The organism is Fictibacillus halophilus (assembly GCF_042680145.1).
In the GTDB taxonomy this organism is placed as follows: domain Bacteria; phylum Bacillota; class Bacilli; order Bacillales; family Fictibacillaceae; genus Fictibacillus; species Fictibacillus halophilus_A.
Map to the genome: position 1 here is coordinate 410,595 of NZ_JBHTNQ010000001.1, position 26,314 is coordinate 436,908.

25 protein-coding genes are annotated in these 26,314 nt (G+C 39.2%); 9 read left to right on the plus strand and 16 right to left on the minus strand.

Annotation, left to right across the window (positions count from 1 at the left end):
• Positions 1 to 16: 16 nt before the first annotated feature.
• A complete protein-coding gene (locus ACFQ4X_RS02125; protein WP_379832918.1) occupies positions 17 to 883 on the minus strand; it encodes a phosphatidylinositol-specific phospholipase C/glycerophosphodiester phosphodiesterase family protein in 867 nt (288 codons plus the stop codon).
• A 319-nt stretch (positions 884 to 1,202) separates the two neighbouring features.
• Here ACFQ4X_RS02125 and helD point away from each other — a divergent pair, with 319 nt between their 5' ends.
• On the plus strand, positions 1,203 to 3,515 hold the full coding sequence (gene helD / locus ACFQ4X_RS02130) for an RNA polymerase recycling motor HelD (protein WP_379832919.1): 2,313 nt from the start codon (positions 1,203 to 1,205) through the stop codon (positions 3,513 to 3,515).
• Between the two features lie 95 nt (positions 3,516 to 3,610).
• Positions 3,611 to 4,057, plus strand: a complete 447-nt coding sequence (locus ACFQ4X_RS02135) for a DUF4385 domain-containing protein (protein WP_379832920.1) — start codon at positions 3,611 to 3,613, stop codon at positions 4,055 to 4,057.
• A 28-nt stretch (positions 4,058 to 4,085) separates the two neighbouring features.
• On the opposite strand, the gene ACFQ4X_RS02140 is transcribed toward ACFQ4X_RS02135, so the two are convergent.
• The 4 genes from ACFQ4X_RS02140 to ACFQ4X_RS02155 all read right to left on the minus strand — a co-directional run bounded on the left by ACFQ4X_RS02140 (position 4,086) and on the right by ACFQ4X_RS02155 (position 5,827).
• Positions 4,086 to 4,274: a hypothetical protein gene (locus tag ACFQ4X_RS02140; protein WP_379832921.1), complete on the minus strand. Its 189-nt coding sequence runs from the start codon at positions 4,272 to 4,274 to the stop codon at positions 4,086 to 4,088.
• A 109-nt stretch (positions 4,275 to 4,383) separates the two neighbouring features.
• Entirely contained in the window at positions 4,384 to 4,791 is a 408-nt protein-coding gene (locus ACFQ4X_RS02145; RefSeq protein ID WP_379832922.1) for a hypothetical protein, read from the minus strand.
• A 175-nt stretch (positions 4,792 to 4,966) separates the two neighbouring features.
• Entirely contained in the window at positions 4,967 to 5,344 is a 378-nt protein-coding gene (locus tag ACFQ4X_RS02150) for a hypothetical protein (protein WP_379832923.1), read from the minus strand.
• 18 nt (positions 5,345 to 5,362) lie between these two features.
• Positions 5,363 to 5,827 (minus strand): GNAT family N-acetyltransferase, encoded by a 465-nt coding sequence (locus ACFQ4X_RS02155; RefSeq protein WP_379832924.1) that lies wholly within the window; start codon positions 5,825 to 5,827, stop codon positions 5,363 to 5,365.
• A 174-nt stretch (positions 5,828 to 6,001) separates the two neighbouring features.
• Between ACFQ4X_RS02155 and hmpA the strand changes: the two genes are divergently transcribed.
• Positions 6,002 to 7,228, plus strand: a complete 1,227-nt coding sequence (gene hmpA, locus ACFQ4X_RS02160) for an NO-inducible flavohemoprotein (protein WP_379832925.1) — start codon at positions 6,002 to 6,004, stop codon at positions 7,226 to 7,228.
• A gap of 40 nt (positions 7,229 to 7,268) precedes the next feature.
• Here hmpA and ACFQ4X_RS02165 read toward each other — a convergent pair whose 3' ends face one another.
• Complete coding sequence (locus ACFQ4X_RS02165; protein WP_379832926.1) at positions 7,269 to 7,601, minus strand: hypothetical protein; 333 nt, start codon at positions 7,599 to 7,601, stop codon at positions 7,269 to 7,271.
• A gap of 119 nt (positions 7,602 to 7,720) precedes the next feature.
• On the opposite strand from ACFQ4X_RS02165, the gene ACFQ4X_RS02170 reads away from it, so the two are divergent.
• On the plus strand, positions 7,721 to 8,200 hold the full coding sequence (locus ACFQ4X_RS02170; RefSeq protein ID WP_379832927.1) for a hypothetical protein: 480 nt from the start codon (positions 7,721 to 7,723) through the stop codon (positions 8,198 to 8,200).
• Between the two features lie 212 nt (positions 8,201 to 8,412).
• Here ACFQ4X_RS02170 and ACFQ4X_RS02175 read toward each other — a convergent pair whose 3' ends face one another.
• Positions 8,413 to 8,736: a hypothetical protein gene (locus tag ACFQ4X_RS02175; RefSeq protein WP_379832928.1), complete on the minus strand. Its 324-nt coding sequence runs from the start codon at positions 8,734 to 8,736 to the stop codon at positions 8,413 to 8,415.
• A gap of 141 nt (positions 8,737 to 8,877) precedes the next feature.
• Here ACFQ4X_RS02175 and ACFQ4X_RS02180 point away from each other — a divergent pair, with 141 nt between their 5' ends.
• Positions 8,878 to 9,369, plus strand: a complete 492-nt coding sequence (locus tag ACFQ4X_RS02180) for a lactoylglutathione lyase family protein (RefSeq protein WP_379832929.1) — start codon at positions 8,878 to 8,880, stop codon at positions 9,367 to 9,369.
• A 311-nt stretch (positions 9,370 to 9,680) separates the two neighbouring features.
• Here ACFQ4X_RS02180 and ACFQ4X_RS02185 read toward each other — a convergent pair whose 3' ends face one another.
• The 3 genes from ACFQ4X_RS02185 to ACFQ4X_RS02195 form a co-directional block, all read right to left on the minus strand.
• Positions 9,681 to 10,712 (minus strand): hypothetical protein, encoded by a 1,032-nt coding sequence (locus ACFQ4X_RS02185; protein WP_379832930.1) that lies wholly within the window; start codon positions 10,710 to 10,712, stop codon positions 9,681 to 9,683.
• The gene (locus tag ACFQ4X_RS02190; RefSeq protein WP_379832931.1) at positions 10,712 to 11,665 is read right to left on the minus strand and encodes an ABC transporter permease subunit; all 954 of its coding nucleotides are present in this window, start codon (positions 11,663 to 11,665) and stop codon (positions 10,712 to 10,714) included. The genes ACFQ4X_RS02185 and ACFQ4X_RS02190 overlap by 1 nt, the downstream gene beginning before the upstream one ends.
• Before the next feature lie 122 nt (positions 11,666 to 11,787).
• The gene (locus ACFQ4X_RS02195; protein ID WP_379832932.1) at positions 11,788 to 12,306 is read right to left on the minus strand and encodes a DinB family protein; all 519 of its coding nucleotides are present in this window, start codon (positions 12,304 to 12,306) and stop codon (positions 11,788 to 11,790) included.
• A gap of 269 nt (positions 12,307 to 12,575) precedes the next feature.
• Between ACFQ4X_RS02195 and ACFQ4X_RS02200 the strand changes: the two genes are divergently transcribed.
• Positions 12,576 to 13,928, plus strand: a complete 1,353-nt coding sequence (locus tag ACFQ4X_RS02200; RefSeq protein ID WP_379832933.1) for a glucoamylase family protein — start codon at positions 12,576 to 12,578, stop codon at positions 13,926 to 13,928.
• Positions 13,929 to 14,193: 265 nt separating this feature from the next.
• On the opposite strand, the gene ACFQ4X_RS02205 is transcribed toward ACFQ4X_RS02200, so the two are convergent.
• The 3 genes from ACFQ4X_RS02205 to ACFQ4X_RS02215 all read right to left on the minus strand — a co-directional run bounded on the left by ACFQ4X_RS02205 (position 14,194) and on the right by ACFQ4X_RS02215 (position 17,278).
• Positions 14,194 to 15,036, minus strand: coding sequence for a carbohydrate ABC transporter permease (locus tag ACFQ4X_RS02205; protein ID WP_066287214.1), 843 nt, complete (start codon positions 15,034 to 15,036; stop codon positions 14,194 to 14,196).
• Positions 15,037 to 15,052: 16 nt separating this feature from the next.
• Positions 15,053 to 15,937, minus strand: a complete 885-nt coding sequence (locus ACFQ4X_RS02210; protein ID WP_379832934.1) for a carbohydrate ABC transporter permease — start codon at positions 15,935 to 15,937, stop codon at positions 15,053 to 15,055.
• Between the two features lie 90 nt (positions 15,938 to 16,027).
• On the minus strand, positions 16,028 to 17,278 hold the full coding sequence (locus tag ACFQ4X_RS02215; RefSeq protein ID WP_379832935.1) for a sugar ABC transporter substrate-binding protein: 1,251 nt from the start codon (positions 17,276 to 17,278) through the stop codon (positions 16,028 to 16,030).
• Between the two features lie 571 nt (positions 17,279 to 17,849).
• Here ACFQ4X_RS02215 and ACFQ4X_RS02220 point away from each other — a divergent pair.
• Genes ACFQ4X_RS02220 through ACFQ4X_RS02230 form a run of 3 tightly spaced genes read left to right on the plus strand, consistent with a single transcriptional unit; the run spans position 17,850 to position 24,395 of the window.
• The gene (locus ACFQ4X_RS02220) at positions 17,850 to 20,015 is read left to right on the plus strand and encodes a glycoside hydrolase family 3 N-terminal domain-containing protein (RefSeq protein WP_379832936.1); all 2,166 of its coding nucleotides are present in this window, start codon (positions 17,850 to 17,852) and stop codon (positions 20,013 to 20,015) included.
• 18 nt (positions 20,016 to 20,033) lie between these two features.
• On the plus strand, positions 20,034 to 23,375 hold the full coding sequence (locus ACFQ4X_RS02225; protein WP_379832937.1) for a GH36-type glycosyl hydrolase domain-containing protein: 3,342 nt from the start codon (positions 20,034 to 20,036) through the stop codon (positions 23,373 to 23,375).
• Positions 23,376 to 23,429: 54 nt separating this feature from the next.
• A complete protein-coding gene (locus ACFQ4X_RS02230) occupies positions 23,430 to 24,395 on the plus strand; it encodes a LacI family DNA-binding transcriptional regulator (protein WP_379832938.1) in 966 nt (321 codons plus the stop codon).
• 210 nt (positions 24,396 to 24,605) lie between these two features.
• Here the strand turns inward: ACFQ4X_RS02230 and ACFQ4X_RS02235 are convergent, their stop codons facing one another.
• From ACFQ4X_RS02235 to ACFQ4X_RS02245, 3 genes are read right to left on the minus strand one after another with little or no spacing between them, the layout of a single operon-like run.
• Positions 24,606 to 25,055 carry a hypothetical protein gene (locus ACFQ4X_RS02235; protein WP_379832939.1) on the minus strand — a complete coding sequence of 150 codons (450 nt, stop codon included), beginning with the start codon at positions 25,053 to 25,055 and terminating at the stop codon, positions 24,606 to 24,608.
• 2 nt (positions 25,056 to 25,057) lie between these two features.
• Positions 25,058 to 25,447, minus strand: a complete 390-nt coding sequence (locus tag ACFQ4X_RS02240) for a VOC family protein (protein WP_379832940.1) — start codon at positions 25,445 to 25,447, stop codon at positions 25,058 to 25,060.
• Positions 25,448 to 25,460: 13 nt separating this feature from the next.
• Positions 25,461 to 26,276: an aminoglycoside phosphotransferase family protein gene (locus ACFQ4X_RS02245; protein ID WP_379832941.1), complete on the minus strand. Its 816-nt coding sequence runs from the start codon at positions 26,274 to 26,276 to the stop codon at positions 25,461 to 25,463.
• Positions 26,277 to 26,314: the final 38 nt, after the last annotated feature.

Below are 26,314 nucleotides of genomic sequence, written 5' to 3' on the forward strand. Positions count from 1 at the left end.
GTTAGCGGATTTTTTTTTACCATTTAATATGAGGAGTTGTAGGGTATTTATCTTGCTTTAATAAAAATTCTTGAAGTCCTGAAAGGTCATCTGTATTAATTAAATCTACACCTGCAGCCATTAATTCTTTCCAAACTGCTTCCCGATTGGGAAGTGACGCATCAGGAGTTGACCAAAAACGAACGATCTGACCGTTATTATGTGCTTTTGTCACTATAGAATGAAGTTTTTTACGTTCAGATTCAGGCATTTCACCAACACCTTGCCAAGTGAAATGTTTTGTCCAGTTATCACTGATTACCGGCATAAAGGTATTCGGCATTTCAGTTCCAAGATCACTCATTCTTCCATCGTATGTTGCATATCGAACAGGTTGATCCATCATTAAATCCTGTGGACGATTACCTGAAATAATAACAGTTACTGCTCCTTGTTTCACACCTGCATTAGAAATACGAGTAAGCATGTTTTGATAGTTTTTAAGTTGTTCGTGTATAGCCTTATAGGTGGCAGCATCTTCTGATTTTATATCAATCCACAAAAGAAAATCTTGCTGTTTGTAATCTTTATAAACAGCACCTTGATTTTCACCTATTCTTTTTTTTAGAGGGTTTAAATAAAGTGATTCTAATGTGCGATCGGGCTTAACATCAATTTCGTCATGTGCAACTAGAAGTTTACCGTCTTTGAGCCAAACATCTGCTTCCACACTGGTAAATCCATGGTTCAATGCATCTTGCAGCGGATAATCATGTTCATAATCATTGTGTGCATGTGCTTTCGCAAGTGGTATAACGGAAGAATTTTCTTTCGCTGTTGCTGCAGTATTGGACATTGAGAGCAAACTAAAGACTAAACATAAAACGCTAGTCCATTTTTTCATCGTTACCTTCCTCCAATCTATATGTTCTGCTCTAATGTAATACAAAACAAACAGTTGAAGATTGTAAATTGGAATCTTTAACAAACCCTTTAGAAACGTAATGAGAAAAGCTATAAATTTACAATAAAAAAACAGTGGAAGCTCACCGGCTCGCACTGTTTCGTAATTATACAAAATATTTATGTACTTCTTGCAAAAGAATATGATATTATAAAAAAGACGCACTTTTTGAATTATTTTAAAGTTTAATTATACCCAATTATATTATACACCGAAATGGAAGAGTGTGTCAACAATAAATTTTTTAAGGAGAGATCGGATGACGACATGGAATCGGGAGCAGCGGAATGAACAAGAACGAGTAAATGAAGTAATCAAGGAACTTTCTCATGCTACTTCTAAACTTCAAGAGCATTTAGGCGGAAAACTGGCTGATGTGGTCCAAATCCGAAAAAACTTTTGGTCGGACGTTACTGTGAACTTAGATGATGCTGATGATGCCATCGAAACAGCAGCAAGTATCAAACAGCAATCTGAACTCTTATCTGAGATCGAGAGAAGTCATATTTCAGCGGAAAGCCGATTAAAAACATACGAAAAACTAAAGAGATCACCTTACTTTGGACGAATTGATTTTAAGGAAAAAGGTGAAAATGAAACGGAAGAAGTCTACCTCGGTATTGCTTCTTATTATGACGAAGCGACAAGTGAATTTTTAGTTCATGACTGGAGAGCGCCGATCTCAAGCTTGTATTATGATCACTCCCTTGGTGAGGCTAGCTTTCGGGCACCAAGTGGAACGATAAAAGGCAATTTACAATTAAAGCGCCAATTCATTATAAAAAATGGTCAGATTCAAGGTATGTTTGATACAGGGGAAGCGATTGGAGATGAACTTCTTCAGCAAGTCCTTGGCAATCAGGCGAATACTCAAATGAAAAGTATTGTAGCGACCATTCAAAAAGAACAGAATGCCATTATACGAAACACGGAAAGTTATTTGCTTATCGTACAAGGAGCAGCAGGCTGCGGAAAAACATCTGCTGCATTGCAGCGTGTAGCCTATCTTTTATACCGGGACAGGGAAACCCTACAATCCCATCATATTGTTTTGTTTTCTCCAAATAACATGTTCAATAGCTATGTCGCAAACGTCCTTCCTGAACTTGGGGAAGAAAATATGGAACAGACCACTTTTCAAGCTTATATCGATCACCATTTAGCAGAGGAATTTTCAGTTGAAACGCCATTTGAACAAATGGAGGATATTCTCTCCGGAGATGGAGAATCTTCACGGATTGAAGGGATCAAATTTAAAGCATCTATTGATTTCTTAGATGCCATCCATCAATACGTGGAAAAGCTTAGTGAATCCGGTATGCAATTTTTAGATGTGAAGTTTCGTGATAAAACTGTGATCCGGGCAAAACAGATCAGTGAGTACTTTTATTCTTTGGATTCACGTGAAACAATTCCTTATCGCATGAAACAAACATCCCAATGGATTTTAAAAGAATTGAAATTAGTTGAAAGAAAAGAACGTAAGAAACCATGGGTCGAAAAGGAAATTCAGTTTTTAGATAAGTCAGTCTACACAAAGCTTTATGAACAGCTGCAAAAACGAAACAAATATGGTGATGACTCTTTTAACGATTTAGCCAGTGAACAGAAAGTGCTGTCAGCATATTTAACAAGACTGGCGTTTAAATCACTTCGAAAAACTGTTGAAGAATGCACTTTTTTAGACATGAAGAGTTTATATGCTAAGCTGTTTCAGAAGAATAATAAATTACTGCAAGAGTACGATGTATGGGGTAAAATCTGCAATCAAACTTTATTTAACCTAAAACAAAATCATTTATCAAACGAAGATGCTACACCTTTCTTGTATGTAAAAGAATTATTAATCGGATTTCAATCAAATGCTGCTGTACGACATGTCTTTATCGACGAAGCACAAGATTTTTCACCCTTTCAATTCGCTTTTATTCAGCGGATTTTCCCAAGAGCCAGCTTAACAGTACTTGGTGATTTAAACCAATCAATCTATGCACATGCGTCCGATGAATCGTTTAACATGCTGCAAAGGTTATTGGGCAAGAATAATGCAGAAAAGATAACACTTACTAGAAGCTACCGTTCGACAAAGGAAATTGTTGAGTTCACGAAAAGCCTTTTAAAAGATGGAAGCACCATTATTCCTTTTAATAGACACGGTAATAAACCAGCTGTAGTTCATGCAGAGGGAGAAGAGTTGCTGCATGAACAATTAGAAACTCTCATAGAGTCATGGCTGAAAGATGGCCATGAAACAATAGCTATTATTTGCCGGACTGCAAAAGAAAGTATGAAAGTACATGAAAAGCTAAAGGCAAAGATAGACATTAGACTCATGGTCAATGAAGATGCAGCATTTCAAAAAGGAATTATTGTAATTCCTTCGTATCTAGCGAAAGGTATTGAATTTGACGCTGCAGCCATTTACGACGCTTCAGGCTATCAGAATGAACGAGAGCGAAAACTGTTTTATACTGTTTGCACACGTGCGATGCATGAACTGACTGTCTTTTATAACGGGTTGCCATGTCCATTTATCCAGGACGCTCCAAAAGTTCTTTATGAAATCAAATAATTGGAAATAAGAATTCGCTGTTCTTTGAGCAGCGGATTTTATTTTTGTTCTTCTAATAAACGGGTAACCATAATAAAAAAGAAGGAGGGAGATCAGTGCCTTTTAATTATGATCTTGATTTTGAACATATCGACTTTAGAAAGAATCCAGAAAAATATCGAGTTGGCCGGGGAGAACAGGGAGTACTTCTGGTGGAGCCATATAAAAGTGAGATTCTTCCTCATTGGCGATTTAAAACACCGGACGAAGCAAAAAAATCATCAGAGAAGATTTATAAACAATTTTTGGAGTATAAAAAGAAGAAAGATTTCGTTGGTGCCGATATGGCAAGGAAGTTTCTGCAGATGGGTTATACCCGAGCAAGACGATACACTAATTACAAGGGTGGCAGAAAATATGATGAAAACGGTGAGGTCAATGAGAGACAGATAGATCCTGTCAAAGCAAAATCAGCTGCAATCTTTGAAGAGAAGTGGAAACTTGCCAGAACAGATGAAGAGTATTTAAAGATGAAAAAAGCACATCAAAAAGAGTTCGGATAAACACCTCTTTTCTTGTTAGAGGTGTTTGTTACTGTTCTCCGCCTCCGCCAATTCCTCCGCCTCCGCTTGTGAACCGGTTATCACCCATTTGATAATTTGTATGGTCACCAGGATTTGCAGAAGAATGATGTGAATGATTGTTGTTCTTTTTGCGCCGCCAGTCTATTAAGAATGCTAAAAATAAAATGACCCCAATAAAAATAAGGAACCAAAGCATGACAGAACCTCCCTTAAATATTCCTATATTAATATGCTATGACTATCAGCACAAAGTATTTAATTTTGTTTAAATAAAAAACAGCAAAGACTTTTCTCGAAAGGTGTCTTTACTGTCTGCGATTGCCCTCAATTTCGGTTTCAACTTTAAAAATTCGTTTGTTTAACACTTGAGCTGTATCATCAAAGTGATTAATAATCTTATCTGTATAATCTCCCATACTTGTGATGACATTTGCATTAAGCTTATCAAGCTTGTTTTCAATTCGTTTTTGTCCTGCTATTAAAACAAATTGTTGTTTCTTGAAATCCTCTTGATTGGAAGTTAAAGTATCCAAACGTTTACTGAAATCTTCTTGATTAAACGCAAAAGTATCCAGACGTTTGCTGAAATCGTCTTGATTAGACGCAAAAGTACCCAGAAGTTTGCTGAAATCATCTTGTACTTTTTGAAAACCGCTAATGTCGTTTCGAATTTCTTTCATTTCGGTAAGGATCAGTTTCAGAGTATCTTCCATCTCAAATAGCTCCTCTTCAATAAAAATAGTATTTTCAGTATAACACCTGTTCCTTTTTTATTGAGTACCTAAAATGCAGAGAATGTATGGTAAAGATTACAAGGTTGGACTTACCGAAGTTGTGGTTTGCTGAATAAGGAGTCTGTTTTTTAATGATTTCTTCGAAAGGGTACTATCACAATCTCTTTACCGTTGTGTGTTCTGAAACAAATTCTCCAAATAAGATATGATCGAGAGGTGCGACATGGGCAACAAACTCGTTTAATAGCTCATTCACTTCTTTGTCTGAATCAAAGTCTTCCATTGTAATGCGGGCGTGTTCTTCTGATTGGAAGTGAAGCAGCCCGATCCAGAGTTCCTCATCTTCTTTCACATCAAGTTTCTCTGGAATTAATGAAATTCCATAGTTTTTTGAAGAGGGTGATAATTTAAAGATTTGCTCAGTCACGCCTCCATATTCCTGAAACTTTTTATTCGTTTTCGCAGATATCTCCAGGAACTTTTCCTTCGCTTCAGGTTTTATCTTATAAAGATAGACAAGCAAATGTGCCATTTTCTAACCTCCTGATTTTTAGATCATTTCTTTATGTACGACTTCACGGTTAATCACAAACCCCATTTTTTTATAGAAGTTTCTAGCAATCGTATTGTCAATCCAATAATCTAGCTCAAGCTTAGTGGCACCAAGCTCTATTCCCAATTGCTCGATATAAGCTATTACTTGTGAACCAGCGCCTTTGTTGCTGCTGTTTTTCTCTATGCTGATCTGATGTATGTATAAGGATCTGGAAGTTTTTTTGAAGGGTGTTTCTGCTGAATCACGAAGTGTCATCCATACATAACCGATTGGGTTAAAATCCTCTTCCACCAGTAAGAAGATTTGTTTCGGATCCTTCATGATTTCTTTATAAAAATCTCGAATCGGTTCATAGTTATATGGTGTAAAGTATTCAGGGAAAAGTTCAACATGTATATCCTGAACGTTTTTATTAAGTTTTGCAATTGCCTCATAATCTTGTGTTTTAATAATTTCCATAAGAGTTTTCCTTTCAATTGCTGTAAGTCTTTTTCCAATTTTATCATATTGAGTGGTACAACTAACACCAAATTTTGTTCACAAAACGTCCAAAGGAAATGTGATTTAAATCACATTCCTCCTTCTTAAATTCTTTTACGATAGAGTTGTAAAAAGAACTGAGGGGGAATTGACATGTTACAAGCAAAAACGATTGAGATCATTAAGTCAACCGTACCTGTACTAGAAGTCCACGGAGAAGCGATTACTTCCCGTTTTTATCAACTGCTCTTTACGAAGCATCCAGAACTTTTGAATATTTTTAACCACGCGAATCAGAAAAAAGGACGCCAGCAAGCAGCACTTGCAAATGCAGTTTACGCTGCAGCTGCTAACATCGATAAGCTCGAAATGATCATTCCAGTTGTAAAGCAAATCGCACACAAACATAGAAGTTTAGGTGTAAAACCAGAGCATTATCCAGTTGTTGGGGAAAACTTGCTGCAAGCGATTAAAGACGTACTAGGTGATGCTGCAACAGACGAAATTATCAACGCTTGGGCCGAAGCATACGGCGTGATCGCTGATGCATTTATCGGAGTTGAGCGTGACATGTATGAAGCAGCTGAACAGCAAAACGGCGGATGGGAAGGATTCAGAGCATTTGTTGTTGCTGAAAAGAAAGAAGAGAGCAGTGTAATCACGTCATTCTACTTAAAACCTCAAGATGGAGGACCGATTGCGGAATTCAATCCTGGGCAATACGTAAGCGTAAGAATGGAGATCCCAGGTGAAAAGAACACGCATATTCGCCAGTACAGTTTATCTGACGCACCTGGAAAAGAGCATTATAGAATTTCTGTTAAAAAGGAAACAGGATTAAATTCTCCAGACGGTATTGTATCTGTTTATTTACATGAAGGTGTAAAAGCAGGAGATGTTCTATATTTAAGTGCACCAGCAGGAGATTTTTACTTAGACACAGAGAGTGCGAAACCAGCAGTTCTTATCAGCGGGGGAGTAGGTCTTACTCCAATGGTAAGTATGCTGAAAACAGCGGCAGGAAAGCAGCCTGAGCGTGAAATGACGTTCATTCATGCGGCAATCAACGGCCAGACACATGCATTAAAGAATGAAGTTAAAAAAGTGGCAGAGAATGCTGAAAACATCTCAACTTATTTTGTTTATGAAAAACCATTAGAAGAAGATTTTGGGTACGATCAAACGGGTTATATTGATGAAGCATGGCTTCGCAAAGTATTGCCATTAAATAAAGAAGCAGAATATTATTTCTGCGGTCCAGTTCCTTTCATGAAAGCTATCAACCATGCACTGCAAGAGTTAAACATCAAAAAGGAAAACATTCATTTTGAATTCTTCGGTCCTGCAAGTGATCTGGAAAAAGAAAAAGTAAACGCATAAAATGAACTAAACACCTTCCTGAATTATATGGAAGGTGTTTTTATGATGCGATCCAGCGCTCAAAGCTTTTTAATAAGTTTTTCCGTTTTAACAATAGCATGGTTATTAATAGGAGTAAGCTTAAAGCGGTTATCCCTGCTCCTAGATAGATTCCACCCAGCGTAAAATAAATGCTGATCTTTGGCGCGAAAAAAATCCATCCAACGATGCCGAGAATTCCAACGCATAGATTCAACATCATACCTATAAAAAAATGAGGCACAACCATCCCTGTATGTTTAACCATAAACACAGCATATTTGTAGCTGAGAGGCAGACCAGAAACAAGGAACAAAATATAGAAGATAATGTTTAAATCTGCTTCACTGAGCAAGAAATCACTCCTTTTGTATTCTATTTATTCCACTTTCGAGAGGAACATTCCTCTCTGTTTTTCTGGTTTGAAACTCATTTGGAAATCATATCGTCTAACGTTAAAAGGGGTGCTGAGGGATGAAGAAAAGATTTTTATTAATCATGATGATGGTATGTTCTGTAATTCTGTTTACAGGCTGTTCTGCCAAAAAAGAACCTATTGACGGTAAGGTCTCGGGTGCGGTGTTTGAAAGTGTACATTCATTAATCGGGAGTAAGCCAATTGGTTTTGACTTAAAGAATATGAGTATTGATTGGGTGGAGGATTCGTATAATGAAATTCAAACATTAGCTGATCCATGGCTTGAAACGTTAACGCCTGCACATGAAATAAACAAATTTCCATTGAAAAAATACATTCATATTTACTACAGTAATCCTTATGATCAGAATGAAAACATTGATTTGTTCATACCGTATCCGAACGATAGAGAAGCTCATAAAAATATAATCCTTAAAGGGAAAGACAACGGAATGATGAAATACTACGTGTTTGAGGGCGGGGAGAAGGAAACGGCTGCTCTAGTAGACTGGATGAAAGATCACGAACCGAATTAAGTAGGGGCTGTCCCAAAAGTAAGGTAAACTTACTTTTGGCAGCCCCAATTTTTTATTTTTACAAAATAAAAAATATAGAACCTCGATTTGCACCTTATCAGGAATTTTAGATAACTTACATCTTATAATTAGGATGTTCTCGAGAAAGGTTGAATCAGAATAGAAATGACCTGAAAAGTTTTTATGCTTTTGAGTCATCTCCTTTTTCTTTTTTATACAGAGTATGGTGCAAAGTTAGGAAACGGATGATTCGCTTCATCTAAAGATGAGAGACTTTTGATTTCAGCTATTTCCATAATTTCATTCCAGACCTTCATCACAACGGGGGATTCGTGAGCTTCATCTTTTGCTTGCTCCGATTTCCACTCGAAGATTTCAATGACCGTACCATCAGCTGCTTGAGCACGGATCGGTTCACGTGAAGTAATAAGGTCTTCTGCTTCTAGCGTTTTTATGTGGTTCTTTAAGATTTCATAAAGCTGTTCGTCTTTTCCCTCGTGCGGCTGGTAGAGCGCCATTGTTATTAGTGCAGACATTTCGTTTCCTCCTAAATAAGGCAGATTTCTTTACGGTTTGTTTACTCCCATCTTATCATAGGGAACATGTCTTAAAGAGGGTTAATCAGCCTGTCTTAGGTGAAGACTGTTTTACAGACTAGCAATAAAAGGAGAGATACGATGAGATACCCGCGTTCTTTTTCACATATTGGACTATCAGTTCCCGATGTAGAAAAAGCAGTGAAATTTTATGAAGATGTAATGGGCTGGTACACAATTATGCAGCCGACAATAATAGAAGAAGATGACAGTCCGATAGGTGAAATGTGTACCGATGTTTTCGGTCCAGGCTGGAAGAAGTTCCGAATAGCACACATGGCTACATCCGATAAGATCGGAATCGAGCTGTTTGAATTCGAAAACAATGAAAAGCCTGAGAATAACTTTGAATATTGGAAAACAGGAATCTTCCATTATTGCGTGCAGGATCCGGATGTTGAAGGACTTGTTGAAAAAATCGTGGCTTATGGAGGTAAGCAACGCATGCCGATCCGCGAATACTATCCCGGTGAAAAGCCGTACCGGATGGTTTATTGTGAGGACCCATTTGGCAACCTGGTCGAAATCTATAGCCACAGCTATGAGCTGACCTATTCAGATGGTGCATATTAATAAATAAAAGTAGGATGATTCCGGCTGGAGTCATTCTTTTTTTTTTGTAAACCAGACGTGTAAGTAGTGAAACTGTCTCTGTGAAAAAGACAAACTTAACTAATATACAGTTTGAAAAGACACGAAGTATTGGGTAAGAAATTATTACAGGGTAAATCATAATTATTATATGGTAAATTGAATTAATTCCACAGATAGAGTTAATAATTCCACACATAAATTTATTTATCGAATTTTCGACAACAACTCGGTATCTGAATACAAAAAAAGACTCATGCAGGTCAATTCAGACATCATGAGTCACTTCTTTTTTATCCATCTGTCCCGGTCTTCATAATTTTTTCAAATTGTTCCTGGGTAAGCTTTTTTGCAGGAACAGGCTGCTTCTTTTTACGACGGCTGGAACTGCGTGTTTTTATATAAGAACCTTGAGCAAGATACTGTTGTTTCATCGCTTCGACCATGAAGTTTAGAGCGAGAATCGAAATGGCAAATGCAGCTAACGGCGTGTAAATTACCCATAGATTACCTCGAATCTCGTATATATAAGCACCGATCATGCTGGACCATTCGTTAATCATAGAAACGGGCAGCGTATTATTGCTTAGTGGTTCAAGTGTGATAATATCCATTCCGCCAATAAAAACCTTTAAAACTCCTAAATGGGCTACAAGCAAAAGAGTAGAGATTAATTGCTGACTGTACAAGATACCTAGACGAGGTCTTAGAAATGGCAGTACATGTTTAAGGAGTGTATGAAATCTTCCGCCCCCAAGTACTTTTACAGATGAGATAAATTCATTTTCTAAGAACTTTTTTGTCTCGCTTGCAACGGTAATCATGAGCGGTGGTACAGCAATTATAACAAGTATGGTTATTGCAAAAATGGTTTGTTCATCACGAGGGAGGGACCACGTGAAAATCTGCAATACAGGAAAAAGAATCAAATACGCTATTATCGTTGCAGGTGCATAATAAAAGGCGTCAAAGAGTTTGTTAAGCATTTTTAAGATCGAATTCGGCAGCTGGCTAAATAAAAGGCCAAGAAACGTACCTAGGAGCAGCCTGGCAAAAGCTATTAAAAATGCGAAACCAAGTGTATATTTCGCACCATCTATAACTTTATGAAGCATGCTCACACCAAACCTGTCTGTTCCAAGAGGCATATCTTCAAATGGTGCAATAGGGACTGAATCAATTGGTTTATTATTTACATCATACCGAATCTGTAAAACGGGCTTTTTTTCATCTGGTACATAATTTGAATAAATGATACTGCCGAAAAAGAAAGTAAAAAAAATAAGGAAACCGATTAAAAACAATGGGCTCTTCCAAACAGACATTATGCCACCTCCTCTTCTTTGCGGCCAAGTTTGTGATTAAGAGTATACGAGATGGCTGTAAATATGATATAAAAAGGCACAAACATCAATAGGACACTTACTGTAACCACATCCGGTGTTGTAGGACCATTATCTAGCATAAACTTTGTAATTCCAGGAATGCCCATAATGTATTCGACGATAAAAAGACTAGAAAGAAGCAGCCAGTAGATGGTCTTAGAATGATAAAAAAGGCTGACAAGTGAATTTCGCAGCATGTGAACATAAAGAATCAGCGAATATTTTATTCCTTTTGCCCGGGCAAATTCGACATAGACTTTAGAATCCTCATCATCGAGCAAGAAGAGTAAGGTTCTTACTAAAAACAACGTCGGTAAAATAGCAAGACAGATCACTGGAAAATAGAAAGTCGGTTCAAATTTGCTGTAAGCGATTGAAAATAGCAGATGACCTGTATTTCGATAAACAAGAATTACTATATATTGAAGCATGGCTATGATAAAAATATCAGGTAAAGATTCCATTGAGAAAAAGAAAAATCGAATAGGTTTTTGTATTTTGCCTGGCAAGCTCTTAATAAGCAATGCAAATAGAATCGCTACAACTACGGCTAAAAAAAACGCGCTGACAACAAGTTTAAGTGAAGTGTAAAAATAGGGAAGAATGGTTGGGAACATGTATTTCATTTGCTGGCTTTCGTAATATTCGACATTCGATATGGTAAGAATTTTCCCCATCAATAAACCAATTTTATGAAGATAAGCATCAAAATAAAAACCAAGGTCTTGATTTAGAAATAGGGCATTTTTTATGGCTCCGGATTGCAATAACCGAGCTACAGCTTCAATACCTTGTACATTGCTGAAAAACAAATATGGCAATGCTCCAATAAAAAACACACCAATAATAGGCAGCAAGAAATTAAGCCCATGCCGCAGGACAGAAACAACCATGAAATTTTCCCCCTCAATCTTTTTATCTATATCTCTCTTTTATCTAATAAAGTTTCGACAAAAACCATAATTTACCTTTTAAGTTTTATAAAAAAAACGCTGCCAAATTGACAGCGTTATTCTTATTTTAAAATACTTAAATAGGCTTGCCACGGCCCAACGTCTTCTTTATAACGTTTTGCCATAATTCTTGTAATCTGAGAGATGTGAGTTAAGTCATGAACTGCCCAAGTCGAAAGCAATTCTCTTAATCTAACAGGACCAAATTCAGGATGACGAGCAGATTGTTCAAAATCGGTTATTGAATCGAGCTGACTTCGGAGTCTTACGAGACTTTCTTCCCGGCATTTTTTAAACTCTAGCAATAGCTGATCAATATCATTTTCGCTGTCAGATAAGTGCGCATAACGATCAAAGGGTGGAAAGGTATAATTCTCACCTTTTGTCAGAATCATGTTCATACGAGGGATCCAGTTCACCTTTTCTCCTTCAATAAGGTGAGCTACAACCTCAAGGGCATTCCATGTGTCTTCGCCTTCGTTGCACGTCAACCAGCCAGGAGAAAGGCCGGTTAAAAGGCGGGAGAGCGTTTCAGGTGTGCGTTCCATTATCTCGATAGCTTCATTGATTTTGAAGTTCATAGAAGTTGTCCTTTCTATTAAAATATTTGCATAATCTCTTCTATAAAAATGACACTTATCCTTTATTTTCCTTCTAGTCGCTTCGTTTATAGGATTTTTCCTTATATTTTCATTTTAATAATACCTTTTACCTGTAAGTGTCCGAATCATATACACCAAATGACCGAATCTTGTGATAAGTACTTATCTTGGTTCTTGGTAAATGTTAAAATGTTGGTGAAACGTTTCGATTGACGATGATTTAAAAAAACTGAAAGGGGCAGCATTTTATGAAACCAGCAAAGTTAATAAGCTTTCTTTTAATGTTTAGTCTTTTTGCGAACTTGTTTGTCACACCGAAAGCTACAGCGGCTGATCTCGGAGAGGACCTTGCTTTTCAGGTTGAATTGAAAGCGATTGCAAAGAAAACGTATAAATTTTATCAGGACCATACAGATCCTGCTACAGGAATGACGTATGACGAAACGCGTTATACAGCGGAAGGAAAGAAGGATGCAACTCACACATCTCCAACTAACATCGGGATGTATATGATGAGTACGGTTTCTGCCCAGCAGTTAGGGATTATTACAAAGGATGAGGCAGTAAAAAGAATTCAAGTCACGTTAAATACACTTGAAAAACTAGAAAAATGGAATGGTTTATTTTATAACTGGTACAACACGAAAGACGGATCAATCAAAAAAGATTGGGGACAATTCATCTCTCAAGTAGATAACGGCTGGCTATCAGCTGGTCTGATCGTTGTTGGTCAAGCCTATGATGAACTCAATCCTCAAACGAGCAAGTTAGTAGAAAACATGAACTATACGACGTTATACGATCCTGAAGTAGGTCAGTTCCGTGGTGGATATGATGTTGCTCAAGGGAAATTAACGGATCATCATTATGGATTGTTCAATACAGAACCGCGTGTCGCGAGTTATATCTCTATCGGAAAAGGCGATGTACCAAGTGAGCACTGGTGGAAGATGTACCGTACGATGCCGGCAAGCTGGGATTGGCAGGCTCAAACTCCAGAGGGACATGATGCTGTATATGATGGAGTAACTATATTTGAAGGACATTATGAATATAACGGAGTAAAATTTGTACCGAGCTGGGGCGGAAGCATGTTTGAAAGCCTTATGCCGGGAATCGTTTTAAAAGAGAAGGATTTAGGTAAGAATGCATTAGGTTTAAACAACAAGCGTCATGTTGAACTTCAGCAGGCATTTGCAGAAGAAAAAGGGTATCCTGCATGGGGATTCTCTCCGGCAGCAACTCCTGATGGATACAGTGAATTCGCAGCAACACCGCTAGGTACATCTGGATATAAAGATGGCGCGACAGTAACAGCTCATGCTTCGTTCCTTGCCCTTGATTATGATGCAGAAGCAGTTCGTGAAAACATCAAAGTATTAAAAGAATTAGACACTTACAGTACGTATGGTTTTTACGATTCAGTAAACGTTGAAACGGGCGAAATAGCAAAGGCGTATCTTGCACTAGATCAGGGGATGATCATGGTATCCATCGCTAACTATTTAAAAGATGGCGTAATCCGTGACTATTTCCACCAAGATCCAATCGGTAAAAAACCAGAAGAATTGCTTGAAAAAGAAGTGTTTTCGATTCAATAGGCAATGTGAGCACCCGATCCCGTGTGGATGAGGGTGCTTTTTTATATGAAATAGCTGTTGGAGATCGTCTTGTGCGTGAAAGGAGCTAGGTCGTGCGTGAAGAGTACGAATTCTTGCGTGGAGAGAGAGACTTTTTGCGTGAAAAGATGAGAACGTGCGTGGAACGAAAGAATCTCTGCGTGAACGTGTAACAAATAAAAGAACACGTACCGTAAAAGCTCCAAAATAAAAAGAAGGGCTGACATTGATTAGCCAGCCCTTCTTTCTATTTCATACCTGAAATGGTATAGCCTTCGATAATGTGCTTTTGGAAGATGATAAAGATGATCACGATCGGCACGACCATGAAGGTTGAACCCGCCATCTGCAATGCAAAGTTCCCGCCGTATTGTCCCTTCAATAGACTCAAACCAACGGATAATGTATATAGGCTTTCGTCGTTCGCTATAATCAATGGCCATAGGAAGCTGTTCCATCCAGCGATGAATGTCAGGATTCCTTGAACCGCCATAATTGGCTTTGAGATCGGAAGGATAAGCTGCATGAAAACGCGGAACTCACTTGCACCATCCAGACGTGCAGCTTCAAGCAGTTCATCTGGAATCGTGGACATGAACTGTCTGAACAAGAAAATGCTGAACGCTCCGACCAATCCTGGAAGTACGACACCAGCCATCGTGTTCGTTAATCCCATCTGGTTAAGAATCAAGTAGACAGGAATCATCGTAACCTGACCAGGGATCATCATTGTCGCAAGCACGAGATAGAAGAGCTTGTCTCTGCCTTTGAACTTGTATTTTGCAAAAGCATATCCAGCCATTGCGTTAAAGAAAAGTCCGACGAAAGAACAGAGGACAACGATAATTGTATTTTTTAAATAAACACCAAAGTTCATGTTCTCAAACAGATAGATGAAGTTTTCCGTAGTAAAGGTTTCAGGCCACAAGGTAGGCGTAAGCTGAAGTACTTCACTTTCAGGTTTGAAAGCGGAAAGGATCATCCAGATAAACGGAATGGCGACTAACAGACCGCCAAGTGTTAAAACGATTCCTGCTATCCATTGTTGAGTTCTGTATGCTTTTTTAGCATCAGATACTTTTGTTTTCATGTTCTCACCTCACATCTTAAAAGTCGGTTTCTTTCTTTTGCAACCTGAACTGAATCATTGTAATGATAATAATAGCGATGAATAAGACAAATGATCCTGCAGCAGCATAACCAAAGTTGCTTAGCTGGAATCCGTTACGGTAGATAAACAGGGCAACTGAAGTCGTACTGTCTAATGGACCGCCCTTTGTCATAACAAATGGTTCTTCGAAAAATTGGATCCAGCCTATCATTGTCGTAATCGATACGAAGAAGATCGCATAACGCAACAATGGAATCGTGATTTTTGTAAGCTGTTTCCAGTTGTTAGCACCATCTAGCTGTGCTGCTTCATAGTACGTTTTCGGAATTCCTTGCAATGCAGCAAGGAAGATAATCATGTTAACTCCGATTGCGCGCCAGACAGCCAAGGCAATCAAAGAGCCTTTAGCGATCGTTGGATCTTGCAGCCAAGGAATCGCCGGAATGCCGACAAGTCCTAAAAGATAATTGAACAAACCGAATTGCGGGTTGTAAAGATACGTCCAAACAACAGCTACAGCGACTACGTTCGTTATTGAAGGCATATAAAAAACGAGTCGAAAAGCTTTGAAAATACGTGCTGTACCAAAGTTAATCAATAAGGCAATTCCAAGTGAACATGCTATTACAAGCGGTACACCGAACACTACATAAAAAATTGTGTTGCCGATTGATTTTAAGAAGATCGGATCTTTAAATATATTTAGATAATTTTCAATTCCTATAAAGCTGATGTTCGAGTAATCAGCTAAACCAGCCAGGTCAATATCTGTAAAACTAATCACCAATGCAACAACGATCGGGAATAGAGAAAATAAAGCCAATAGAATAAGTGCCGGTCCAATGAAGAGGTAAGGAGTTGATTTTGAATAGCTTTTCATGTTTTTCACATCCTTCATGGTTGCCCGGGTGTAACAATAAAAAGGTAACGAGCAGGGTTAGCTGCTCGTTATACCTAAGTTAGACCGGACTTATTTCTTTAGAATCTCCTCAGACTTTTTGTCGAAAGCATCCATTTCTTTTTGAACATCTGCTCCGCCACGATAAATTTTTTCGAAGCTCTTCAAGTATGTTTGAGCGATTTCTTCCCATTGTTTAATTACAGGCATCGGCTGTGAGTTTTCCATTTGCTCACCGAATGCTTTGTAATATTCGTTGCCAGTAAGCGACTCATCTTCCCAAGATTTTTGAGCTGCTGGAAGAGAGTTAGTCATTTCCATCCACTTTAATTGTGTTTCTGGTTTACTCATAAATGCTGCAAATTTCAATGCTTCTTTTTCGTGTTTTGTGTGTTCAAATACAGATAAGTTAGATCCGCCAAGTGCAGAAGTATTGTTTTCTTTTGCCGGAAGTACAGCTGTTGACCATTTTCCTTCTAAATCAGGTGCTTGGTCGTTGATTAATTTGATCATCCATGGACCGCTGATAAACATTGGAAGAATACCGTCTCCACGGAAACCTTGGATGATGTCCATGCCAAGTTCTTCTTTAGGTGCAGCTCCGCTTTCATAGAAGCTGTTCAGGTATTCAACTGCTTCAACAAATTTTGGTTCGTTAAATTTAGGATCATTGTTTTCTCCTAAAAGCTCAGCTCCGTTTTGGCGAGCGAACATGAAAGATAAGCTTTGTTCTTTAGCATCAATAGAGATACCATATTTTCCTTCACCACGGTCAGCAAGCTTGTCCGCAGCATCTTTCAGCTCATCCCAAGTCTTTGGAGCTTCTTTATAACCTGCTTCTTCAAGCAGATCTGTACGGTAGTAAAGTACTCGTGTATCGACGTACCAAGGTACACCAACCATTTTATCTTCGTATTTAGTCGTTTCAACAGAACCTTCAAAGAAGTTTTTCGGATCTAATTCAGGATAATCTTTTACGTGAGGCGTTAAGTCTTTTAAAGCTCCTGCTGAAGCGAATTCAGGAATCCATGTTGTTCCCATCTGAAGAACGTCTGGCCCTTTTTTAGATGCAACCGCAGTTAAAAGTTTATCGTGTGCTTGATCCCAAGGAAGAGCTTGTACTTTTACATCGATCTTTGGATTTTCTTTTTCAAATTCTTCTGCGATCTTAGGAAGGGATTTTGCTTCTTCTCCCATACCCCATACTGTTAAAGTAGTCTTTCCTTCGCTTGAACCTTTTGAGCAGCCTGCTAGTGCACCAGAAAGTACTAATGCTCCAACCATCGAAGTAACCATTGACTTCTTAAACCAATGTTTTTTCATAAGTGTTCCCCCTAATTTTAGCTTTTGGTTAGCTGTAGAAATAATTTCCCAACTAATTGAAAAAGCAATCTCATATTATTATTTTCTTTACTTCTTTTGAAAATTATTGTTGAAACGTTTCGATAAGCACATTATAATTCAAGTTGAAATCGTTTTCAACACCAGAATTCAAAAAAATATAAAACTTCCATTATTTGTTGAAAACAAAGGGTTTTTAAGTGGATTTTAATTTTGTGTCTGGGTGAGAAGAAATTGACACTCTCACAAATACATCATATAATCGCCTTGAAATTAATAGAAACGTTTCGATGATATGTAGAATGTTCTTTTCTAAAAGATTGTTATCACTATAGTCCTTTTGAAGTTCTTCATTGGATAGTTAATTGGAGCGAAAGGACGAGACTCCTGCAGGATCAGTGGGACAGGTGAGACCACTCAATGTCGCGAAGCGACGAGGGGGCTCACCGCACACCCTGCGGAAAGCGAGTCCTGTAGCGGTAATTAACCCTTTAGAGGAGCAACAAAGGATAAGCAATAGATTTTCAATAAATTTTTTAAGGAGCGCGGGTGAATGAACAATAACCGGATTACATCATTAATAAATAAAATGACGATTCACGAAAAGATCTCCCAGCTGATTCAGCTTGCAACGCCATTCTATGAAGGCGCAGCCAACGGCGGTCAGATTACTGGACCGATGCTGGAGCTTGGAATACAGAAGGAAGATGTCATAAATAGCGGATCAGTATTAGGGGCATCAGGTGCTAAAGAAGTGAGGAGCATCCAGGAAGTTCATTTAAAGGATAACAGACTTGGCATCCCGCTCTTAATGATGGCGGACATTGTTCATGGCTACAAAACCATATTCCCCGTTCCTTTAGCGATTGGCTGCTCATGGGATTTAGAAGCTGCTGAAAAAAGTGCAGAGATCGCTGCAAAAGAAGCGTCAGTAAGCGGGGTTCACGTTACGTTTGCTCCGATGGTTGACTTAGTACGCGACCCGCGCTGGGGAAGAGTTATGGAAAGCACGGGTGAAGACCCATTCCTGAACAGCGAGTTTGCAAGAGCATTGGTTAGAGGCTTTCAAGGGAATGACCTCTCAAATGAGACAGACCGTGTGGCGGCATGTGTGAAACACTTCGCAGCATACGGAGCAGCTGAAGGCGGCCGTGATTACAACACGGTAGATATGTCAGAACGCCAGCTTCGCGAATCATATCTTCCTGCGTATAAAGCTGCACTTGATGAAGGCTGCGAAATGGTGATGACGGCTTTTAATACAGTAGATGGTATTCCAGCAACAGGGAACAAAAGATTGATGCGTGACCTGCTCCGCGAAGAGATGGGCTTCAACGGTGTATTGATCTCCGACTGGGGAGCTGTGAAAGAACAGATTCCGCACGGTGTCGCGAGAGATGAAAAGGAAGCTGCTGAAAAAGCGATCCAGGCTGGAGTCGATATCGAAATGATGACTTCGTGCTACGCACATCACTTACAATCACTTATAGAAGAAGGAAAAGTTGAAGAAAAAACGATCGATGAAGCAGTTTATCGTATTTTAGAGCTAAAAGAAAAATTGGGACTCTTTGAAAATCCTTATCGCGGTGCAGATGAAGAGCGTGAGAAAGAAATTGTGCTTTCTGAAACGCATCGTAAAGCTGCCTACGAACTAGCAGTAAAATCAAGTGTGCTGTTAAAGAATGACGGAATTCTCCCTTTAAATAAAGAAAAGAAAATTGCGCTGATCGGACCATTTGCAAAAAGCGGAGATATTTTAGGGCCGTGGTCTTGGTTAGGTTCAAAAGATGAAGCTGTTACTTTGTTTGAAGGGATTTCAAAAAAAGTCAGCTCCGAAAATCTATTAGTAGAAAAAGGCTGTGACGTTGAAACCGGTTCTGAAGAACTCCTTAATCAAGCTATTACAACAGCAAAAGAAGCAGATGTCATCGTTCTCGCGCTTGGAGAGGATTCTGAAATGAGCGGTGAAGCAGGATGCCGTGCAGACATTCGTTTGCCGGAAATTCAGCTGGAGCTTATTTCAAAAATAAAAGGGCTTGGCAAACCTGTTGCCGTCGTTTTATTTAATGGCCGTCCGCTTGATCTGACTGGAATTGAAGGGCAAGTGGACGCTATTTTAGAAGCTTGGTATCCGGGAACGGAAGGTGGAAATGCTGTAGCGGACATCATATTTGGAGAACGTAATCCATCTGGAAAGCTAACGATGTCGTTTCCATATACAGTCGGACAGGTTCCTGTTTATTACAACAATTACAATACAGGACGTCCGAAAGATGCGCCTGACGCACAAGTTCGTTATGTCTCTCAATACCTGGACATTCCAAATGCGCCCTTATATCCATTTGGCCATGGATTAAGCTATACAAACTATAAATACAGTGAACTGAAACTCTCATCAAATACGATGACATCTGATCAATCACTGAATGTTTCTGTAAATGTGATAAATTCCGGTGATGTGGCTGGTGAAGAAATCGTTCAATTATACGTACGCGACATGGCAGGAGAAGTGGTCCGCCCATTAAAAGAATTGAAAGCTTTTGAGAAGGTGACACTAGCACCTGGTGAAACTAAAACGATTGAATTTACGTTAACCGAAGAACAGCTTCGCTATCACCATGCTGACCTTGCTTTTACAAGTGATGCAGGGGAATTTACGGTATTTGTCGGCGGCAGCAGCCGTGATGTATTGAGCGCAGCATTTGAACTTACCAAATAGAGAATTGAGGGGTAACTTATGACAACTATGACAAAAGGAAACTTTGAAATTAAAGCCGGTGACTATCGATTTACTTTTTTGAACTCTGGCGATATTTTTGAAGTTTCTCATAACGATACGATGATCAATCAATGGATGAGCAACCCGATCGACGGCGCTTTGAATAACTTATATCTGCGCCTCTTTCAAAAGGATGGCATCAAAGTAACTCCGCTATTAGGTGTTCGTTCAAATAGTTCAGTTTCTCATACAGACAGCCATGTATTCTGGAAAGGATCATTTGAAGGTGTTTCTTATTCTGTTACATTCTCGTTATCAGAGAAAGGCATCTGGTTCTGGAGCATTGAATTAGAAGGATCGGATGTAAAAGCCGACATCATCTACGGACAGGATGTTGGACTTGCGCATAGAGGGGCAGTCCGGACAAATGAGGCGTTCATTGCTCAATATATCGACCATCGCGTTTTTGAAAAAGAAACATTAGGCTATGTTGTTTGTTCACGGCAAAACCAGCCGAATGGTACAGCATTTCCTTACCTTCAGCAAGGTTCACTGACAAAAGCAATGGGATATGCGACTGATGGTTTCCAATTCTTTGGCCGTTCTTACAAAGAAACGGATGTACCTGAAGCATTATATAAAGAAAATCTTCCAAAAGAAGTCTATCAATACGAGTTTGCTTATATAGCTCTTCAGTCAGAAGCGGTTGAACTTCATGGGAAAGAGCAGTTTGTATTTTATGGCTGCTTTAAAGAGGACCATCCAGAAGCGATTACTTCCGTTGAATATACTTCAGAAGTGCTTGATGCTTGGAAAGACGTGCAATCTCAAAGTGTAGAAGAAACGATTTCTCTTCCAAAAGTAAGCATGAATGAAGAGTTTGCAGGAACATTAAAAACAGAAGATCTAACGATTGAAGAAGTAGACCTGCTATTCCCGGAAAGAATTTTAGAAGAATATGAAGGAGACACGTTACTGTCTTTCTTTACACCTACTTATGAACATATCGTTTTAAAAGAGAAAGAAAGAATCGTAGAACGTCCGCACGGGCACATTCTAGTAACAGGCAACAATGTTCATCTAAAAGAAGATACGATTTCAACAACTTCATATATGTACGGAATCTTCAACTCCCAGCTAGTTGTCGGAAACACATCGTTTCATAAAATGATGACAAATGCGCGGAATGCATTGAATGTGATGAAAACTTCCGGTCAGCGCATCTATGTTAAACTCGCCGGCAAACTTCAGCTGTTGACGATGCCCTCACTATTTGAGATGGGCTATAACTATACGCGCTGGTTCTATAAAACAGAAGATGAAATGTTTATCATCACAAACTTCACAACGGTTGATACACCTGAGGTAGAGCTGCAAGTGAAGACACAAAGCGGAAAGAAATACCGTTTCGTCGTAACGAATCAAATATCCATGAACAACCAGGAATATGAAGTGCCGTTTAAAGTGGAAAAAGAAGAGAATGTACTGACGTTCACTGCAGATTCTTCATCAGACAGTGCAAAAACATATAAAAACTTAAGCTATAGAATGAAAGTAAATGGCGCAGAGATGGTAATGACAGATGAGACGATTTTCGGTGAGAACATTGAGCCTCTGTCAGCTTCACTCGTTGTATGTGACTTAGCTCCAGCAAGTGAATGGACGGTTACGGTTCAAGGACTCATTGACGGACAGGCAATTCCATTTAATGAAAAAGAAGCCGAAATTGAAATTGAGCGATACCGCGAATTTATCCGAAACACGAATCGCGGCTTCCATTTATCAAAAGGCGGAGAAGAAACAGCAGAACTTCAGAAAATGAATGCATTAGCACACTGGTATACGCATAACATGCTCATTCATTATTCAGTTCCGCACGGATTGGAGCAGTACGGCGGTGCAGCTTGGGGTACACGCGATGTTTGCCAGGGACCGACTGAATTTTTCTTGGCGACACAGCATTATGACGCGGTAAAAGAGATCTTGTTGACTGTTTACTCACATCAATACGAGGAAACAGGGAACTGGCCGCAATGGTTCATGTTTGATCAGTATTTCAAGATTCAGCAGGAAGAATCCCATGGAGATATCATCGTTTGGCCGTTAAAAGCTGTGACTGATTATCTCGCCGCAACAAACGATTTTTCGATTTTAAATGAGGAGATCCCTTATACGGAGAGCTCGTTCGGTTTTACCGAGAAAAAAGCTACTTTGATGGCCCACATACAAAAGCAGATCGACTATATGAAAGCGAACTTCTTGCATGATACTCACTTGTCTTCTTACGGAGACGGGGACTGGGATGATACGCTTCAGCCAGCAAATCCTCAGCTGAAAAAATTCATGGTGAGCTCTTGGACAGTCGCTTTAACGTATCAAGTGATGACACAGTTCTCAAGAATGGTGAACAATGTGGACGAAGAGAAGTCTCTCGAATTAGGGAAGCTTGCAGAAAACATTAAGTCTGAATATCAAAAATATATGCTGAGCCATGATGTGATTCCAGGATTTGTCTATATGGAGAATGCAGAAGAGCCAAAGCTCATGCTGCACCCAAGCGATAATACAACAGGTATTAACTATCGATTGCTGCCGATGACCCGCAGTATGATCGCAGAACTTTTAACTCCAGAACAAGCCGAACAGCATCTAAGCGTAATCATGGACAAGTTTTATTGTCCGGATGGTGTGAGGCTGATGGATAAGCCTGCACATTATAAAGGCGGTGTCAGCACACACTTTAAGCGCGCTGAACAAGCATCAAACTTTGGCCGCGAGATCGGACTTCAATACGTTCACGCACACATTCGTTTTGTAGAAGCGATGGCGAAACTCGGAAAGTCTGGCGAAGTCTGGAGTGGTCTTGAGAAGATCAATCCAGTCATGATTCAAGAAGCAGTTCCTAATGCAGAGAGACGCCAAAGCAATGCCTACTTCAGCAGTTCAGATGGCGATTTCAAAACGCGTTACGAAGCGCAGGAACGTTTCGGCGAGCTGAAAGAAGGCAAGGAGAAAGTAAAAGGCGGATGGCGCATCTATTCATCAGGACCAGGAATCTATATGAACCAGTTGATCTCCAACTGTTTAGGGATTCGTCCGAATGGCGAAAATCTCATTATTGACCCTGTACTTCCAGAAGATATGGACGGATTAGAATTTGAATATATGCTTGATGAAAAACCTGTAACGTTTATCTATCGTATGCGTGGAGAAGAAGGAAGCCGTCTTGTTGTTAACGGTAAAGAAGTGAGAGCAGAAACCAATCAAAACCTTTATCGTGATGGCGGATTAGTCTTGAATCGCTCCGAGTTTGCCAGCGAATTGACTAAAGAGAAGAATACGGTAGAGATTTATTCATAATCATTCGGTATAATAAAGGAAAACGTTTACAGAAAGAGATAGGAGAGAGTTTCGTTGGTAAGTATTAAAGACATTGCGAAAAAAGCAGGTGTTTCCATATCCACGGTCTCCTATGCCTTAAACGGAAGTCCGAAAGTAACGAAGGAAACATCTGAAAGAATTCAAGCAATAGCGAAAGAATTAAATTATATCCCTAGTGCTGCGGCACGTTCCTTGAAAAAAAGAGAAACAAAGATTATCGGAATCTATCTGACGAATTACAGTGGTGCTTTTTATGGCGAGCTGCTTCAGGGAATGATGGAGACTCTCAGTAAAAATGGCTATGAATTGATCGTCTGCAGCGGTAAAGAATCGCACCGATTCTTGCCGGAGCGTATGATTGACGGTGCCATTATTCTAGATGCAACATATGAGACGGAGGAATTGCTAAGCCATGCTGAGCGAGGCCACAAGCTTGTGGTGATGGACCGAAGAATGGACCATCCGAACATTTCTCAGGTTCTGCTCGATAACAAAGCGGGTGCCACTCTTGCGATCGATCATTTAGCTGAAAAGGGTCATCGTAAAATCTATGTTTTGAAGGGACCTGAAATATCCTTCGATGCCCGTCAAAGACTAGAGGCCGTACAAAAAGCCGTACAGCGCTATTCTCAGGTTGAGTATATTGAGTTGGATGGAGATTTTAACAAACCATCAGGTGAGGCTGCCGGAAAGAAGATTCACCAGGAATTTTCGGAACCTGTTGGAGTATTTTGTCTGAACGATGAGATGGCGATCGGCATGTATAACTATTTTAGCCGGACGAACTTGCGTGTCGGAGAGGACGTTCATATCATCGGGTTCGATAATATTGAAGTGTCTCAATATATCCAGCCAAGACTTGCAACGATCAACTATTCCAAGCACAAATGGGGATCGCTGGCATCAGAACTTCTGATTAACCTTATAAAAAAGAAAAAGCCAGAGCACGAACGGATCAATGTAAGCCTTATTGAAGGAGATTCGGTAAGGAACCGATAATAGGATAAGAATAAAAAACAGCTTGAGCGTGCTGCTCAAGCTGTTTTTTTGTCGGAAAATCTATTACGGCTTAGAAATGAGAATTACGGCTTATAAAAATTATTTACCGCTTATAAACAAAAATTACAGCTTACAAATTTAAATTACGGTCTAGAAATTAGAAATCCTTAAAAATCAAAAAGCTTGAGCATCCGCTCAAGCTTTTTGAATTTAATGAGAACCTCTATACCTCTTAGCACTACTAGGCTCTTCGGGTTCCGGCTCAATTTTTCTTCTTCTTTTAAGCAGGGTATAACTGTAACAAAAAGCAACGGAACAGGCGATGCTGTAACCGAATATGGCAAAAAGGTTGGATTCTGCGAAGTCCATCCAATAAAAGAGTGTGAATCGATAAATAATGATGAATAATGCCGTTAATAGAATATATAAAATCAGGCGGATTCTAAGTCTAATCCAGAACTTCGTTGCGAGTCCTTCCACGATAAAAGCAGTCGGCAATGTGCAAAAAAGGAAGAAAGGAAGCGTTGTGATTATCCCAAAAAACAGGCTGAATAACACCCCTTGCCACTCTACTTCTAACAAATTTCCACCGCCTGGAAGGGCGAAGAACACGAGAGCTCCTAAAAGAACAGATATAACTGATGCAATGATAAATCTCATGACTATCTCCTTACTATTAGTTCAAGTTTCTCTTTCTTATTTTCTTCATCTTTGTATTCAAACAAACCTAGCCGGTTCCCCCAAGGATCTGAAAAAGTAGCCCATTTCACAGGAACATCCTCACGTTCATGGATTTCAAACTCCTCAATTGTTAAAATATCCATTAAACGTTTTCTCTCAGCAACAAGATCAACGACACCCAAACGAATCGGACCGTTGCCTTCTGTTGGAATACCCTCAGCGACTTGCAGCCAGCAGTTCGGGATCAGTTCCCATTCAGCAAATCCTTCATGCGGAGTAAAATCTGGCTGTCTGTTAAGCAGTGTTTCATAAAACCGCTGGCCTTCTATTATATCAGAAACACGAACTTGTACCGTCATTTCGTAGATCATAAGAAACCTCCCATTATTTGAGTTCATTATTTTTTATGTATTGCTTAACAAGCAAGACTAATTTTTCTTTTTCGTGAACAGGAATGTTTTCATTTAATCTAGCTGCTGCTACTGGGAGTATCCATTTTTTAAGAGAATCAATAGGGAAATCAAAGGACCTTTTATAGCTTCTTAAGTACTGGCTAGCTAATAGATTTCTTACATATAATACCGCTTTGCTCTTAAAAGGTTTCATTTCTGAAGGCAATCCGCCGTATTGTAAGATAATCAGAGTGCGGGCTAAATCAGCCAATCTGTTTCCTTGGGTTGCATCTGCCCAATCAATGATTATTGGACCTGCCTCAGTAACCAATATGTTGTCTGGATGGAAATCTCCGTGACATAAAGAATTTCCCGTTGGAAGTTTCGAGAGCATTTCAGTTATGAAGCGTTTTTCTTCAGAAGTAAGTTCATTTGCTAAATTTATTTTTTGCTTCAATATGTCTTTTTGCTGAGGAGATTCAGAGATTTCCTTATCATGCATCACCACTTGTATTTTTGCCATCTGATTTATTAGTTTAAATGCAGTCCAAGGTTGTTTCGATATTTTCTTTGTAAGTGGAAACCCGTTTATTCTTTCGTATAAAAGGGCGGTTGTTCCATTAAGTTTTACTTTTTTAAATATTGCTGGTACCGGAAGCCCGCAATCCATCACTGCTTTGCTCATTAAATATTCATGTTCAATTGAAGAGTCTGAAACATGTTCAAAGAACTGTTTGGCAACTGTTTTTTCATCCAGAACAATCACTTGAGCAGTACTGCCTTCACCAATTATTTGTTCTATTGTCATCAGAGAACCACAACCCCATTTACAAATTACTGCATGGA

Coding starts and splice junctions, on each gene's coding strand:
- ACFQ4X_RS02125 (WP_379832918.1), bottom strand. CDS start 883: ATGAAAAAATGGACTAGCGTTTTATGTTTAGTCTTTAGTTTGCTCTCA.
- helD (WP_379832919.1), top strand. CDS start 1,203: ATGACGACATGGAATCGGGAGCAGCGGAATGAACAAGAACGAGTAAAT.
- ACFQ4X_RS02140 (WP_379832921.1), bottom strand. CDS start 4,274: ATGCTTTGGTTCCTTATTTTTATTGGGGTCATTTTATTTTTAGCATTC.
- ACFQ4X_RS02145 (WP_379832922.1), bottom strand. CDS start 4,791: ATGGAAGATACTCTGAAACTGATCCTTACCGAAATGAAAGAAATTCGA.
- ACFQ4X_RS02150 (WP_379832923.1), bottom strand. CDS start 5,344: ATGGCACATTTGCTTGTCTATCTTTATAAGATAAAACCTGAAGCGAAG.
- ACFQ4X_RS02155 (WP_379832924.1), bottom strand. CDS start 5,827: ATGGAAATTATTAAAACACAAGATTATGAGGCAATTGCAAAACTTAAT.
- hmpA (WP_379832925.1), top strand. CDS start 6,002: ATGTTACAAGCAAAAACGATTGAGATCATTAAGTCAACCGTACCTGTA.
- ACFQ4X_RS02170 (WP_379832927.1), top strand. CDS start 7,721: ATGAAGAAAAGATTTTTATTAATCATGATGATGGTATGTTCTGTAATT.
- ACFQ4X_RS02175 (WP_379832928.1), bottom strand. CDS start 8,736: ATGTCTGCACTAATAACAATGGCGCTCTACCAGCCGCACGAGGGAAAA.
- ACFQ4X_RS02180 (WP_379832929.1), top strand. CDS start 8,878: ATGAGATACCCGCGTTCTTTTTCACATATTGGACTATCAGTTCCCGAT.
- ACFQ4X_RS02185 (WP_379832930.1), bottom strand. CDS start 10,712: ATGTCTGTTTGGAAGAGCCCATTGTTTTTAATCGGTTTCCTTATTTTT.
- ACFQ4X_RS02190 (WP_379832931.1), bottom strand. CDS start 11,665: ATGGTTGTTTCTGTCCTGCGGCATGGGCTTAATTTCTTGCTGCCTATT.
- ACFQ4X_RS02195 (WP_379832932.1), bottom strand. CDS start 12,306: ATGAACTTCAAAATCAATGAAGCTATCGAGATAATGGAACGCACACCT.
- ACFQ4X_RS02200 (WP_379832933.1), top strand. CDS start 12,576: ATGAAACCAGCAAAGTTAATAAGCTTTCTTTTAATGTTTAGTCTTTTT.
- ACFQ4X_RS02205 (WP_066287214.1), bottom strand. CDS start 15,036: ATGAAAACAAAAGTATCTGATGCTAAAAAAGCATACAGAACTCAACAA.
- ACFQ4X_RS02210 (WP_379832934.1), bottom strand. CDS start 15,937: ATGAAAAGCTATTCAAAATCAACTCCTTACCTCTTCATTGGACCGGCA.
- ACFQ4X_RS02215 (WP_379832935.1), bottom strand. CDS start 17,278: ATGAAAAAACATTGGTTTAAGAAGTCAATGGTTACTTCGATGGTTGGA.
- ACFQ4X_RS02220 (WP_379832936.1), top strand. CDS start 17,850: ATGAACAATAACCGGATTACATCATTAATAAATAAAATGACGATTCAC.
- ACFQ4X_RS02225 (WP_379832937.1), top strand. CDS start 20,034: ATGACAACTATGACAAAAGGAAACTTTGAAATTAAAGCCGGTGACTAT.
- ACFQ4X_RS02235 (WP_379832939.1), bottom strand. CDS start 25,055: ATGAGATTTATCATTGCATCAGTTATATCTGTTCTTTTAGGAGCTCTC.
- ACFQ4X_RS02240 (WP_379832940.1), bottom strand. CDS start 25,447: ATGATCTACGAAATGACGGTACAAGTTCGTGTTTCTGATATAATAGAA.
- ACFQ4X_RS02245 (WP_379832941.1), bottom strand. CDS start 26,276: ATGACAATAGAACAAATAATTGGTGAAGGCAGTACTGCTCAAGTGATT.